This is a genomic window from Ralstonia sp. A12, from assembly GCF_000801955.1.
Classification (GTDB): Bacteria; Pseudomonadota; Gammaproteobacteria; order Burkholderiales; family Burkholderiaceae; genus Ralstonia.
Window position 1 is genome coordinate 34,521 of record NZ_JSZO01000033.1, and the last position, 14,346, is coordinate 48,866.

Consider the following 14,346-nt stretch of genomic DNA (forward strand, 5'->3'; position numbering starts at 1 on the left):
TGCGGTTAGAGGTGCATGGCAGGTTCCGGTAATCCGGTCACGCCCGGGCGCACGGCAAACGTGGCGCCCGAGAGCGTGTCGTCGTCGATGCGGATCGACGTGACGAACAGGGTGTCCAGCCCAGGCCCGCCGAAGGCGCACATGGCGGGTTTGGCAGCGGGAATGGCGATGCTGCGATCGAGCTGGCCGTCGGGCGTGAAGCGGTGGACGAGGCTGGCATCGTTGCCGCAGATCCAGTAGCAGCCGTCGGCATCCACGGCAGCGCCATCGGGGCGACCGGGATGGGCGCGCATGTCGATGAAGACACGGCGATTGTGCGGCGTGCCGGTGTCGATGTCGTAGTCGAACGCCCAGACGGTCTGGCGGCTGGCGTGTGAATCCGACAGATACATCGTGCGGCCATCGGGGCTGAAGGCCAGGCCATTCGGGACGATCAGGTCGTCGATGACGGCTTCCACACGGCGCGCGGCTGTATCAAGGCGATAGAGCTTGCCGGCAGGCACGCCCAGCGTGGTGTCGAACACCATCGTGCCCGCCCAGAGACGGCCTTGGCGGTCGCAACGGCCGTCGTTGAAGCGCATGTCAGGCCGGGCGTGTTCCACCGTGGCGAGGCGTTCAAGCGGCGCAAGCTCGATGCCTGCCTTCGGCTGCTGCGCGCGAAAGACGCCGGTCTCCATGGCCAGTGCCCAACCGCCGGCAGTCATGGCGATGCAGCCGGCCATTTCGGGCAACGCCCATGCGTCACAATCGCCTGCGGATGCATTCCAGCGCCACAACGTGCGCCCAGGAATGTCTGTCCAGTACAGCGCCTGTTCGCCGGCATGCCACACTGGGCTTTCACCGACGCCGCAATGCATGGTGCCGATGCGTTCCACAGTTGCGTGCATCGGGTCAGTCTCCGAACGGGCCGGCTTTGACGAAGGCACCGCCTTGATACCGCGCGGCCGGGTCGTCCGCGGGCAGTGGTGGTTGCGCCTCAACCTGCGTGCGGAAGATCTCGCTGGTCTCGGTGGGCACGTAGCCGAGATGGGCGGCATTGCGGTTGTCCCACCAGCGGTCTCGGTTGGCCGACATGCCGTAGACCACCGTAAAGCCAACGTTTGGTACGAACACGGCGCGGCGGATCAGTTGTTCCAGGTCGTCGTAGCCAAGCCACGTGACCAGCATGCGGCGGTCGCGGGCCTCAGCAAACGACGAGCCAATGCGGATGGCCACTGTTTCAATGCCGTAGCGATCGAAATAGAAGCTGGCGAGCTGCTCACCAAAGACCTTGCTCAACCCGTAGTAGCCATCGGGCTTGGTCGGCACGGTGTTGTCGATGACGTCGCCCTGCTTGTAAAAGCCGATGGTGTGGTTCGAGCTGGCAAACACGATGCGGCGCACGCGGTGACGGCGCGCAGCCTCATACAGGTTGTAGACGCCCTGAATGTTGGCCGGCAGGATCTCTTCAAATGGGCGCTCAACCGAGACGCCACCCAGATGCACGATGGCATCCGAGCCCGCCACCAGTGCGTCAACGGCTTGGGGATCGGCCAGGTTGCACAGGGTGACCTCTTCGCCCGGGCGTGTGGCGCCCAGGTCCGAGATGTCGGAAATGCGCAGTACGTCGGCGTACTTGGGCAGGCGCTCACGCAGCACCTTGCCCAGGTTGCCGCCTGCGCCCGTCAAAAGCAGGCGGTGGCAGCGGGTGGTGATGCCTGCCAGCGGATCAGTCTGTGCAGGCGTGTCGGTATTGGTGACGGTCATATCAGGTTACGGGGGCGGGGTTGAACAGCGCGAGCGCATTATGCAAGCCGAGCTTGTCTGCGCAGACCTGCTTGCGGCCGCTGGCCACGTCGAGGATCAGGTGGAACAGTTCCCAGCCGATGTCGGCGATGCTGGCCTCACCCGTGGCGATGCGGCCTGCGTCGAGGTCGATCAGGTCATGCCAGCGCTCGGACAGCGCCTTGCGCGTCGACACCTTGATGACGGGCGCCATGGCCAGGCCGTAAGGCGTGCCGCGCCCGGTGGTGAACACCTGCAGGTTCATGCCTGAGGCGAGCTGCAGCGTGCCGCATACAAAGTCGCTGGCCGGCGTGGCGGCAAAGATCAGGCCCTTGCGGCGCACTTTCTCGCCGGGGCCGAGCACGTCGACGATGGGCGTGCTGCCTGATTTGACGATCGAGCCCAGCGCCTTCTCCACCACGTTGGACAAGCCGCCCTTCTTGTTGCCTGGCGACGGGTTGGCACTGCGGTCCGTCTGGCCGCCGCTCAGGTAGTCGTCGTACCAGGCCATTTCGCGCAGCAACGCGCGGCCGACGTCTTCGTCGATGGCGCGTGGCGTGAGCAGGTGGATCGCGTCGCGTACCTCGGTCACTTCCGAGAACATCACCGTGCCACCCGCACGCACGATCAAATCGGCCGCAAAACCGACCGCCGGATTGGCGGTCACGCCCGAGAACGCATCGCTGCCGCCGCATTGCACGCCGACCACGAGGTCGGATGCCGGGCAGGTCTCGCGCTGGCGCTTGTTCAGGTGTTCAAGACGTCGCTCGGCCATCTCCATGATGGCATCGGTCATGCCCATGAAGCCGTCAAAGGCCTCGTCCTGCAGGCGCAGCACGGGCGAATCTGCCGTACCTGCAACCTCAATGGGAATGCGGCCGCCCGGGGCAAGCTTTTCCGGCACGAGGCGCTCGGGCACGAGCTTCTCGCAGCCCAGGCCGATCACCATGATCTCGCCGCCAAAGTTCGGGTTGAGCGCCAGGTTTTGCAGCGTGCGGATCGGCACGATGGCCGCCGGGGCGTTGATTGCCACACCGCAGCCATAGACGTGATTGAGCGCAACCACATCGTCCACGTTGGGATACTTGGGCAGCAGTTCGCGCTTGATGCGGCCGACCACGTAGTCCGTTACGCCAGCCACGCACTGCACGCTGGTCATGATGCCGAGCACGTTTTTCGTACCGACCGTGCCGTCTGCGTTGCGGTAGCCCTCGAAGGTGTAGCCCTCGAGCTTTGCCAGCTTGGGGTCGGGGCGCGTCGCCAGGGGTAGCTCATCCAGCGCAGGCGCGGACGGCAGCTTCACGGCATGCTCGTTGATCCAGCTGCCGCGCGGCAACGGTTTGACGGCATAGCCGATCACCTCGCCGTAGCGGATGACGGCATCGCCTTCGGCCAAGTCGGCCAGTGCCACCTTGTGCCCCTGCGGCACGCCTTCGACCAGCACGGTGCCATCGGCCAGCGCTGTGCCTGCGGGTAGACCGCGCGCGTTGACCACGATGGCGACGTTGTCGCCGTCATGCACGCGGATCGTCAGCGCCTTCTCGGTTTCAGTGCTGGCCTCGGCGGCCAGCGTGGATTCGGACATCACAGACTCCGGAATTGGGTGGTGCGCATCAAACAGCTCAGCAGTTCAACGCCTCAGGCTCGGGCGCTTGGGGTCGTACGTCCAGCCCGGCACGAGGTACTGCATGGCCATGGCATCGTCGCGCGCGCCCGGTCCAAGGGTTTTGTACAGGGCATGGGCCGCCATGACGCGCTCCATGTCAATCTCGATACCCAGGCCCGGGCGATCAGGCACCGCCACGTGGCCGCCCTGGATGCGCAGCGGCTCGCGTGTCAGGCGCTCTTCGGCTTCCTGCCAGATCCAGTGCGTGTCGATAGCGGTGATGTTGCCAGGCGCGGCAGCCGCCACGTGCGTGAACATCGCCAGCGAGACATCGAAGTGGTTATTGGAATGCGAGCCCCACGTGAGGCCCCATTCATTGCACAACTGCGCGACACGCACGGAGCCCTGCATGGTCCAGAAATGCGGATCGGCCAGGGGAATGTCGACGGCTTGCAGCGGGATCGCGTGGCCCATCTGGCGCCAGTCGGTGGCGATCATGTTGGTGGCGGTCGGGATACCGGTGGCGCGCTTGAACTCGGCCATGATCTCGCGCCCCGAGTAGCCGGCTTCCGGGCCACAGGGGTCCTCTGCATAAGCCAGCAGGTGGCCTTGCCCCTTGCACAGCGCAATCGCCTCGTTGAGCGACCAGGCACCGTTCGGGTCCAGCGTGACGCGTGCTTGCGGGAAGCGCGCCTTGATGGCGGCAATTGCCTCCATCTCTTCTGCGCCGCGCATCACACCGCCTTTGAGCTTGAAATCGGCAAAGCCATAGCGCTCGGTGGCGGCTTCCGCCAGACGGGCGATGGCGTCCGGCGTCATTGCGGCTTCGTGGCGCAAACGTAGCCAGTCATCCGCACCGCTTCCACCCTCCAGATACGGCAGATCGGTCTTGCGACGATCCCCTACGTAGAACAGGTAAGCGAGCATCGGCGCCGAATCGCGCTGCTGCCCGGCACCCAGCAGTTCTGCCACCGGCACTTCCAGAAACTGGCCGAGCAAGTCCAGCAGCGCCGCTTCCACCGCGGTGATGACGTTGTCCATGCGCAGGTTGATCTCGTGCGGCTGGCGCAGCACGGCCGCTTCCGAAGCGGACGTCACCTGATGCACCGTCGCCTGATGCGCCGCGTTGCCGCCGCCGGCCAGCGCGCGGCGGATGCTGTTCAGCACCCCATTGGTGCGACCAACGGATTGCCCCACCACCAGCGGAATCACGCGCTCCAGCGCTTGGCGAATGCCCTCCCCGCCCGGTACCTCGCCCACGCCGGTGCGCCCGGCGTTGTCCTTGAGGATGACGAGGTTACGGGTAAAAAACGGGGCGTGCGCGCCGCACAGGTTCAGCAGCATGCTGTCCCGCCCACCGACAGGGATCACTTGCATCTCCGTCACACGCGGTGTGTGCGTACGTGCGCCGGATTCGATCGATTGCAACGTCACAACTACGTCTCCTGTTGTCTTACAGCGGCTTGAGTTCCACGCGCTTGATCTCGCCCACCATGACCAGGTAGCAGAGGATGGCCACCGCGGCATGGATACCCACATACACCAGCGCGCCGTTGAACGAACCCGTGGTGTTGACGATGTAGCCAATGGCGATGGGTGTGGTGATGCTCGACAGATTGCCGAAGGTGTTCATCAGCGCGCCCGACAGGCCGGCGATCTGCTTAGGTGCCGTGTCCGAGTTGACGGCCCAGCCCAGGGCACCCAGGCCCTTGCCGAAGAACGACAACGCCATCACCGCCACCACGATGGATTGGGCATCCACGTAGTTGCAGATCACCATGCTCATGGAGAGCAGCATGCCCAGCACGATCGGCACCTTGCGCGCCACCGACAACGAGGCGCCGCGGCGCAGCAGCGCATCGGAAATGATCCCGCCCAGAATGCCGCCCAGGAAGCCGCACACCGCAGGAATCGACGCCACGAAACCGGCCTTCAGGATGGACATGCCACGCGCCTGCACCAGGTACACCGGGAACCACGTGATGAAGAAGTAGGTGAGCGCGTTGATGCAGTACTGCGCGATGTACACGCCCATCAGCATGCGGTTGCGAAGCAGTTGCTTGACGTAGCCAAGGTTCGGGCCTTCGGTCTTGGCTACGCCGGCACGGTCCATGTTGACCAGGCCGCCGCCGGCTTCGATGTACTCGATCTCGGCGCGGTTGATACCGGGGTGGTCCTTCGGGTCGTGCACGAAGGTCTTCCACACGAAGGCCATGACAATGCCGATCACGCCCATCACGATAAAGACGTGGTGCCAGCCAAACTCGTGCACCAACCAGGCCATCAACGGCGCAAACACCACCGTGGCTGCGTACTGCGCCGAGTTGAAGATGGCGGATGCGGTGCCACGTTCATTGGCGGGGAACCATGCAGCGACGATCCGGCTGTTGGCCGGAAAGGACGGCGCCTCAGCCGCGCCCACCAGAAAGCGCAGGCAGAACACCATGACAATGGCGGTCATGCCGGTAAAGAAACCGATGGCACCCTGCGCCAGCGTGAACAACGACCACAGCAGGATGCTGAACGTGTACACGCGCTTGGAGCCGAAACGGTCCAGCAGCCAGCCCCCCGGAATCTGCGAGATCACGTAGGCCCAGCCGAAGGCCGAGAAGATATAGCCGAGCGACACGGCATCGATGCCGAGTTCCTTCTGCATGGCCGAGCCGGCCATGGAGATCGTCGCGCGATCGGCGTAGTTGATGGTCGTCACGATAAACAGCATCGCGAGGATCACGAAGCGCACGCGGCTCATGCGCTCGGTGCGCGGCACGCTTTGCGCGCCAACAGTTGGGGCTTTGATATCCATTGTCTCCTCCTAGGTCCGGCGTCATGCGCGCCTGGGTTCAAGCTGCCGGGTCCTGTGCGGCCCGGCTTTTTATGTGCTTGTTGACGACCTGATTACTGCCACTGCCCGTCGACCAGGCGACGCAGCTTGAGCGGGTTCGCGTCTTGCAGTGCCTGCGGCAGCAGTTCTGCCGGCAGATCCTGGTAGCACACCGGGCGCAGGAAGCGCTCGATGGCAGCCGTGCCGACGGAGGTCGTGCGCGAATCCGTCGTCGCGGGCCACGGGCCGCCGTGCACCATGGCCTGGCACACCTCAACACCGGTCGGCCAGCCGTTGGCCAGGATGCGGCCTGCCTTGCGCTCCAGGGTTGGCAGCAGCGAACGGGCGATCGCCGTATCACCGGTATCCAAATGCAGCGTGGCCGTCAACTGGCCCTCGAGCGATTCGGCCAGCGTGCGCAGTTCTTCTGCGTCACGGCAGCGAACGACAAGGCCGGTAGCGCCGAAGATTTCGTCGTGCAGCGTCGGTTGTGCCTGGAAGCTCTTGGCATCGGTGGTGTAGAAACCGGCCTGCCCGCGATTGGGTTGATCGCTGTCTTGCCCGCGCGCGACGCAGCGTACGTTGGCTTCACCAGCCAGCTTGTCGACACCACGTGCGTACGCGGCGTGAATGCCGGCAGTCAGCATCGGCTGCGCGGGCGCTTGGCCCATGGCTGCAGCTGCGGCGGCTTCAAATGCGTCAAGATCCGGCCCATCGATGGCCAACAGCAGGCCTGGGTTCGTGCAGAACTGACCCGCGCCCATCGTGAGCGAGGCCACATACTGCTGCCCCAGCACAGCGGCACGCTTGGCCAGCGCGTCGGGCAGCAGGAAGACGGGGTTGATGGCACTCAGTTCGCCATACACGGGAATCGGCTGCGGACGCGCCTGCGCAATGCGCAGCAATGCCTGACCGCCAGCGCGCGAGCCGGTAAAGCCCACGGCCTGGATGCGCGGATTAGCCACGAGTGCGCCCGCCACATCGTTGTCCGCCAGGATGAGCGAGAACACGCCTTCCGGCAGCCCGCACTGGGCAACGGCTGCCTGGATGGCACGGCCGACCAGCTCCGACGTACCCGGATGTGCCGGATGCGCCTTCACCACCACCGGGCAGCCAGCCGCCAGCGCCGATGCGGTATCGCCGCCCGCCACTGAAAACGCCAGCGGGAAATTGCTCGCACCAAACACGGCCACCGGGCCCAGCGCGATGCGGCGCAGGCGCAGGTCGGAACGCGGCAGCGGCTTGCGTTCGGGCAGTGCTGAATCGAGGCGCGCGCCCACGGCGTCGCCGGCACGCACCACGTTCGCAAACAAACGGAGCTGACCGCACGTACGGCCACGCTCGCCCTCCAGGCGGGCACGCGGCAGCGCTGATTCCGCCATGGCACGTTCGATCAGCGCATCGCCCAGCGCTTCGATCTGACTGGCGATGGCTTCAAGGAACGCGGCGCGCGCTTCCGGTGCGGTCTCGCGGTAAACGTCAAAGGCCGCGGCGGCCAGTTCAGCGGCACGCGCGGCATCGGCCTTGGAGGCCAGGGTAAATTCGGGTTCGAGCCATTCCCCGGTGGCGGGGTTCATGGCGCGAACCGTGCCGGCACCGCCCGCAACGCGGGCAGCACCCAGCAGCAGTTCGCCGCTCAAGTACATGGTGGGTTCCTTATTCGGGTTGAGCTCAGGCGGCCAGTTTTTCGACTTCGGCCACGCGCGACACCAGCGCTGCCAGCTCGGCCACTTCTGCGTCGGTCAGGTCCGTCAACGGTGCGCGCACCGGGCCGGCGCTGCGGCCGACGACCTTCATGCCAGCCTTGACGATCGACACTGCGTAGCCACGCTTGCGATTGCGCAGCTGGATGTACGGCAGCACGAACTCATTGAGCATCTTGTAGACCTTGGCGTTGTCGTACGCGCGCACGGCGGCGTAGAACTCCAGGGCGAACTTCGGCACGAAGTTGAAGATGGCCGACGAGTACGTCGTCACGCCCATCGTCAGGTACGGCAGCGCAAAGGTTTCGGCGGTGGGCAGGCCACCGATGTAGGTGAAGCGGTCACCCAGGCGGGCGTAGATGCGCGTCATCAGTTCCAGATCGCCCACGCCGTCCTTGAAACCGACGAGGTTCGGGCAGCGATCGGCCAGACGTTCCAGGTGATCGGCGTCCAGGATCTGGTTGGCGCGGTTGTAGATGATCACGCCCAGTTTGGTCGATTTGCAGACCTGCTCCACGTGGGCGGCTACGCCATCGGCGGAGGCTTCGGTCAGGTACGGGGGCAGCAGCAGGATGCCGTCGGCGCCGGCGGCTTCAGCGGCCTTGCAGTATTCGATCGATTCAGCGGTGCCACGGCCTGCGGGGGCGATCACCGGGATCTTGCCGCCGGTCTCCGCCACGGCAGCGCGCACGACGCGGTCCGTTTCGGTCGCGGTGAGCGAGAAGAACTCACCCGTGCCGCCTGCGGCAAACAAGCCGGCGGCATCGTGGCTGAACAGCCAGGCCAGGTTCTTGCGGTACGCGTCTTCGTCAAACGACAGATCGGACGCCTTGAAGTGCGTGATCGGGAAGGACAGCAGACCGGAGCCGATCTGTTGGGCGAATTCTTTGGGGGTATATCGGGACATGTCTCGCTCTGCCTGAAGACCACTGCGGCCGTGGTCAGGTGTTGTTGATGAGCGGATTCTTGCATCGGGAACGATTCAAGTCCAAGCCAATTAATAGCTCGATTAATACACGTTTTGTATTGATACAGGGTGTTCCCCTAGCCGCCTGATCGGATGCTGCGGTTGCACATGGAGTGACCGCCGCCTGGTGCCAAGACACGGTATCGCGCCATGTGGGTGGATCCTCAGGCTTTACCGCTGCCCATGCCGGAGGCCCGTCGTGCCGGCCAATTCTTGCGCTGCGCATCATTCCAATTCAAGATAGTTAAAGAGCCCCATCCATACCTGTCTTGAATCGATGTTTGAGCTGAGCCAACTCCGTTGCTTTGTCGCTGTGGCCGAAGAACTGCACTTCGGGCGCGCCGCTGAACGTCTGCACATGACGCAGCCGCCGCTGTCGCGCCAGGTGCGTTTGTTGGAACACCAAGTTGGCACCGAGCTGCTTGAGCGCAACAGCCGTTCCGTCAGGTTGACCGCTGCCGGGCGCAGCTTCTTGCCGGATGCTTCGCGCATTCTGCGGTTGGCCGACGAGGCGGCTGCCACGGCGCGGCGTGTCGCCACAGGCGCAACCGGGTCATTGGCGATTGGCTTCACGGCAACGGTCGGTTATGGGCAATTGCCCGCGCTGGTGAGCGCTGTGCGGGCGGCATCCCCAGGGGTGCGATTGACGTTGAAGGAGATGGTGAGCGGTGCGCAGCTTGCGGCGCTCGATGCGCGTGAGATTGACGTTGGCCTGCTGCGCCCGCCCGTGGAGCACGGTGAGCTGACGGCGGTACCGTGCTCGCAGGAGTCGATGGTGTTGGCATTGCCCGAAGCCGTGGCCGATACCTGGCCGCTACGCCCCAGCCTGCGCGACTGCGAGGGCAAACCGCTGCTGATGTACTCGCCCTACGAAGCGCGTTACTTCCACCAACTGGTGAGCGGTCTGCTCGAACGTGCCGAGGTGCTGCCCGACATCGTTGAATACGTCAGCCAGATTCACTCGATGCTGGCGCTGGTGCGTGCCGGGATTGGCGTGGCGCTGATCCCCGCAGCGGCATCGATGCTGCATTTTGAAGGCGTGGTCTACCGCCCCGTGCGGACCACCCCTGCGAAGCCGGTCGAGCTATGGCTGGCCTATCGCAAGGACAACGACAACCCGGCGTTCCAGGTGCTGAAAGACACGCTGCGGCAGTCGCTCACCGGTGGACGCTGATCGGGTCAGAGAACACTGCGGGCGCCCATCATGGCGCCCGCAACATTCAGCACGACACCTGTGCCGTTGATGAGGATGGCGGCCGCCCAGGCAGCCAATGACTGATAGGCTTGCGTCGGCCCGCGACGCAGATGCGCGAGCACCCCTCCCGCACCGAGCACCAGCACGAAGCACAGCATCGCCGCGCGGTAGGCGGCATCGAACCCGGTATGCCCTACCCACAAGGCCAGCGCATACAGCGCGAACACGCCAGAAGCGACAACGAGGTTGGTTGGCGCCAGCGGTTTCCTACCCGCCAGCGCCAGGCTGACACTCAACGCGTTGAAGGCAAGTGCAACGCACAGGTAGGCGATCTGCAGCAGCAATATCTGCATGGCCGCTCACAGGTTCAGCGCATTGCGGACCAGACTGCGTTGCAGCCGATGACGTAGCTTGGGGCGCCCGAGCACAAGCTCGTTCAACCGTATCGGTGCCTTGGTCAGACAGCGGTAGCCGTTGGCGGTGACGAGCACGGTGTCGGAGTGACGGTATCCACCCTCGCCCGCCAGATAGATGCCGGGCTCGATGGAAATCACCATGTTCTCCTGCAGCACGTGTTCGCTGCCTTCGGCAATCCACGGTGGTTCGTGATTGCCCAGACCGAAGCCGTGTCCGCAGCGGTGCAGCCGCACGCTGTCGCCCGCATAGCCGCTACCGGCCAGGAAACGGTTGACCTGCCAGTCCAGCTCCGAGCAGTGCATGCCTGGGCGCACGAGTGAGAACGCCCGCTCGCGTGCAGCTTCCAGCAGGTGGAACAGCTCGCGTGCCCGCGGGTCGGGGCGTGTGGTGAAGAACGTGCGCTCGCTTTCTGCCGCATAGCCATTGACGCGAGTCAGCACCATCGCCACGTGCGGGCCTTCGTTCAGTGTCATGTCCAGGCGCGGAATGGCGTGCGGCTCCGCACTCAGCGGCGCGGGCCATGCCCCGCAGATGACGCGCGTGGCCACCGGGTCCCAATCGGGAGTCTCGCGGATGATCTTGCGCGAGAGCGCCTGCCCTGGCGTAAACGTTTCGGCCACCAACGCGCCTTCTGAGGCACTGCGCAGGATTTGCTGGACGCCCCAGTCTGCATAGTGCGCGGCACGCTCGATGGCGGCAATTTCCCATGCCGACTTGATGATGCGGATGCCTTCCATCAGCTCATGTGGCTCGCCACCGGCATCGAGCAGCACTCGCGCCATCGCCAGCGGCAGGCTTGGCTCGAACGCGAACCCCGGCTGCAGCAGCCCCGTGCCGAGCAACGCGTCATGCCAGGTCGCCCCGGCAGGCGCCGGGTACTCGCGATAGGTCGAGACGCGGTCTTGTGCGCCCCATGCCTTGCCCAGGTGGTCAAGCTCCAGCGTCGGCACCACCAGCTGGCGCCCGCCGTCTGCACCGAGGATCAGGAAGAACGGTCGCTCCAGCGCATCGAAGGTGGCGCCGGTCAGATAGAACAGGTTGTCGGTGTCGGTCAGCACCAGTTGACGCAGACCCGCCGCGCGCATTGCAGCACACACTGCATCGGCACGCCTCTGGAATTCCTGGTCCTGCTCCGGTGTAAAGGCTGCTTTCATGGTGATCCCGCGTCAGTTCAAAAATAAAACGTACCGAATGGTACACACATGATTTGATCGGGACAACTAGGGAATCTCGCAAATACCAACTCTGCTGTTTAAGCGCATGATGCCCTTCGCGCAGAGTCATTCTTTGGCCTCTTGCGTTACTGATGTACCGATTGGTACGTGAGAAAGAACACTCTGAGAACAGAACCAGGAGGAAGACAGCGATGGGAATTGCAGGCGGCATCCGCGCGGCGGGCGTGATCGGCCTTTCCGTGATGGGCTCGACGTATGCCCAGTCCAATGTGACGCTATACGGCACGGTTGAAAATGCCCTGTCGTACACCACGCACGTCAATGCAGCGGGCGATAGCCTATCTGGCATGTCGGCGGGCATTCTCACCACCAGCCGCTGGGGCATGCGCGGCCGGGAAGATCTTGGGCAAGGCTGGGGCGCCGTTTTCAACCTGGAGCAAGGGTTCTCTCCGGCCAACGGCGCAACACAGCAGCAGGCATGGTCACGCGAATCGTGGGTCGGGCTGGAAGGACCGTACGGCCGCGTGACGCTGGGCCGGACCTACGCCCCCATCCTGGAAGCCGCCTACATGGCCGACCCGCTGCGTGAAGGGACCGGCACGGCTTCGGTGGTGGCGCTGGGCCAGTTGAGCGTGCTGGCGCCCGGCAACGGTTACCGACTCGACAAGACCATCCGGTACACCACGCCTGCATCGTGGGGGCCGATCTCGGGCAGCATGCTCTACGCATTCGGCACGCCCGGCAGCAACGTGCAGAAAAGCGATTTTGGCGCGCACCTGATGTACGGCACACCATCGCTCACGCTGGTGGCTGGCTACAACCGAGAAGACAACCCGTGGGACGCCTCGGGCTCGATGATCAACGCCGTGGCGGCCGGTACACCGCGCCCACCCATCGCCAGCCCCGCTTACCTGAACGACTGGAAGCGCGAGACCTGGATGCTGGGTGTCAACTACACGATCAACCAGCTCAACCTGTACGCCGGTTACTCGCACGACAGTGACCGCCCCTCTTCCGGCGCAGCGCGGCGCGGATACACCACACACCTGTACTGGGCCGGTGCGGCCTACTGGTTGACCCGCAACACCGACCTGCGCGTCGGCTTCTACAAGCTGCGGGTGGAAGACACCAATATCCACCCGTATCTGGTGGGCGCACAGCTCGGCTACTACCTGTCGAAGAACGTTGATGTGTACCTGTTGGGGGCGTTTGTCCATAACCAGGGTGGCGCGGGTACGAGCTATCCGGTCGTGGCCTTCGGCACATCGGCGGCGGCCTCGGCGTATGGCGCCAATACGCTGGCGCAATCGCTCGGCACCACCAGCAGCGTCACGCCGGGCGCCAATCAGTTTCAGGTGGCGGTGGGCGTGCGCTACCGCTTCTAACCCCGGAGGCACGCGATATGACAACCCTTCGCCACAACCTGGTCGGCGCGGCCGTCGGCAACTTCTTCGAATGGCTCGACTTCACCCTGTACGGCTACTTTGCGCTGGCCATTGCGCGCAACTTCTTTCCAGCAGGCAACGAGGTACTTTCCACGCTGGCCGCCGTCACCGCCTTCGCCGCCGGCTTTGTCGTGCGTCCGTTCGGCGCCTGGTGCATCGGCCGCTACGCTGACCGGCGCGGTCGCAAGGCCGCCATGGTTGCCACGGTTCTGCTGATGGGCGCAGGCACGTTGCTGATTGCCGTTGCCCCGCCCTACAAGACAGCAGGCCTGCTCGGGACGGCCATGGTGATCATGGGCCGGCTGCTGTCGGGCTTTGCGGCCTCGGGCGAAAGTGGTGCCGCTGGTGCGCTGGTGATCGAGTCCTGCCCGCCGCACCGGCGCGGCTGGTATGGCGCCGTATTCAGCGCATCCACCTATCTGGCGCTGGCAGCCGGGTCCGGCCTGGCCCTGCTGGTGTTCGGCACGCTGGGTGTGGAGCGCACGCTGGATTGGGGTTGGCGTATCGGTTTTGTGGTGGGGCTGTGCGTGATTCCGGTGGGGGCCTATCTGCGGCGGCACATGAATGAAAGCCTGCACACGGGTGCCACGCTGGTCACCGGCGCAGAGGCACGTACGCTGCCGGCCCGCACGCTGGCCGCGCAGGTCATCATGGTCTCGGCATTGACGGGCTTCGGCTCGGCGGTGGTCTACCTGGCCATCGTCTTCATGCCGGCATTTGCCACGCAGGCGCTCAAGATCGGGCAGACCACCGGGGCGATCGGATCCACGCTGGCGGCGCTCGCCATCATTGCCGGCTCGTTGATCGGCGGGCCTTGGTCTGACCGGCGCGGGCGCAGCGGCATCATGTTGTTCGGCATCGTGCTGGCGCTGGGCCTGGGTACGCCGCTATACGAACGGCTACTCGCCAGCCCGACGCCTGGGGCGCTGTTTGCCTTCCAGGTGGCGTGTGCGCTCGGGTTCGGCCTGTTCCTGGGCGGCAGCTTTCCGTTCTTTGCGGAGCGCTTTCCGCCCGGGCAGCGCGCGCTGGGCATTGGGCTGGGCTACAACATCGGCGTGATGCTGTTTGGCGCCGCGTCGCCTGTGGTGTCCACCTATGCGCTCTCGCAAGGCATCGTCCGGGCGCCGCTCTACTACCTGCTGGCAGCGGCTGTTGTGTCGGTGGTGGCCATTCTTTGCATGCGTAAGCCACCGGCTTGGCAGCGCCCGTTGATCGCGTAGACTGGCGGGCAATCCAAGCCTCGAGCAGCA

At 64.8% G+C, this 14,346-nt stretch carries 12 protein-coding genes; 3 read left to right on the forward strand and 9 right to left on the reverse strand.

What is annotated here, in order from left to right:
* Positions 1–5 precede the first annotated feature (5 nt).
* The 7 genes from PI87_RS24420 to kdgD form a co-directional block, all read right to left on the reverse strand.
* On the reverse strand, positions 6–887 hold the full coding sequence (locus PI87_RS24420; RefSeq protein WP_039600317.1) for an SMP-30/gluconolactonase/LRE family protein: 882 nt from the start codon (positions 885–887) through the stop codon (positions 6–8).
* A gap of 4 nt (positions 888–891) precedes the next feature.
* Positions 892–1,746, reverse strand: a complete 855-nt coding sequence (locus tag PI87_RS24425) for an NAD-dependent epimerase/dehydratase family protein (protein WP_039600318.1) — start codon at positions 1,744–1,746, stop codon at positions 892–894.
* Between the two features lies 1 nt (position 1,747).
* Positions 1,748–3,349 carry a galactarate dehydratase gene (gene garD / locus PI87_RS24430; RefSeq protein ID WP_039600319.1) on the reverse strand — a complete coding sequence of 534 codons (1,602 nt, stop codon included), beginning with the start codon at positions 3,347–3,349 and terminating at the stop codon, positions 1,748–1,750.
* Between the two features lie 45 nt (positions 3,350–3,394).
* Positions 3,395–4,804, reverse strand: coding sequence for an enolase C-terminal domain-like protein (locus tag PI87_RS24435; protein ID WP_039600320.1), 1,410 nt, complete (start codon positions 4,802–4,804; stop codon positions 3,395–3,397).
* 19 nt (positions 4,805–4,823) lie between these two features.
* On the reverse strand, positions 4,824–6,176 hold the full coding sequence (locus PI87_RS24440; RefSeq protein WP_039600321.1) for an MFS transporter: 1,353 nt from the start codon (positions 6,174–6,176) through the stop codon (positions 4,824–4,826).
* Positions 6,177–6,268: 92 nt separating this feature from the next.
* Positions 6,269–7,840 carry an aldehyde dehydrogenase (NADP(+)) gene (locus PI87_RS24445; RefSeq protein ID WP_039600322.1) on the reverse strand — a complete coding sequence of 524 codons (1,572 nt, stop codon included), beginning with the start codon at positions 7,838–7,840 and terminating at the stop codon, positions 6,269–6,271.
* A 25-nt stretch (positions 7,841–7,865) separates the two neighbouring features.
* Positions 7,866–8,804, reverse strand: a complete 939-nt coding sequence (kdgD, locus tag PI87_RS24450) for a 5-dehydro-4-deoxyglucarate dehydratase (protein WP_039600323.1) — start codon at positions 8,802–8,804, stop codon at positions 7,866–7,868.
* 337 nt (positions 8,805–9,141) lie between these two features.
* On the opposite strand from kdgD, the gene PI87_RS24455 reads away from it, so the two are divergent.
* Positions 9,142–10,038: a LysR substrate-binding domain-containing protein gene (locus tag PI87_RS24455; protein WP_039600324.1), complete on the forward strand. Its 897-nt coding sequence runs from the start codon at positions 9,142–9,144 to the stop codon at positions 10,036–10,038.
* Positions 10,039–10,043: 5 nt separating this feature from the next.
* Here the strand turns inward: PI87_RS24455 and PI87_RS24460 are convergent, their stop codons facing one another.
* Complete coding sequence (locus tag PI87_RS24460; protein WP_039600325.1) at positions 10,044–10,412, reverse strand: hypothetical protein; 369 nt, start codon at positions 10,410–10,412, stop codon at positions 10,044–10,046.
* Positions 10,413–10,418: 6 nt separating this feature from the next.
* On the reverse strand, positions 10,419–11,630 hold the full coding sequence (locus PI87_RS24465) for a M24 family metallopeptidase (RefSeq protein WP_084210089.1): 1,212 nt from the start codon (positions 11,628–11,630) through the stop codon (positions 10,419–10,421).
* Between the two features lie 212 nt (positions 11,631–11,842).
* On the opposite strand from PI87_RS24465, the gene PI87_RS24470 reads away from it, so the two are divergent.
* Together PI87_RS24470 and PI87_RS24475 are read left to right on the forward strand one after the other, a co-directional pair.
* Positions 11,843–13,036: a porin gene (locus tag PI87_RS24470; protein WP_039600327.1), complete on the forward strand. Its 1,194-nt coding sequence runs from the start codon at positions 11,843–11,845 to the stop codon at positions 13,034–13,036.
* A gap of 17 nt (positions 13,037–13,053) precedes the next feature.
* On the forward strand, positions 13,054–14,316 hold the full coding sequence (locus PI87_RS24475) for an MFS transporter (RefSeq protein WP_039600328.1): 1,263 nt from the start codon (positions 13,054–13,056) through the stop codon (positions 14,314–14,316).
* The last annotated feature ends 30 nt before the right edge of the window (positions 14,317–14,346 follow it).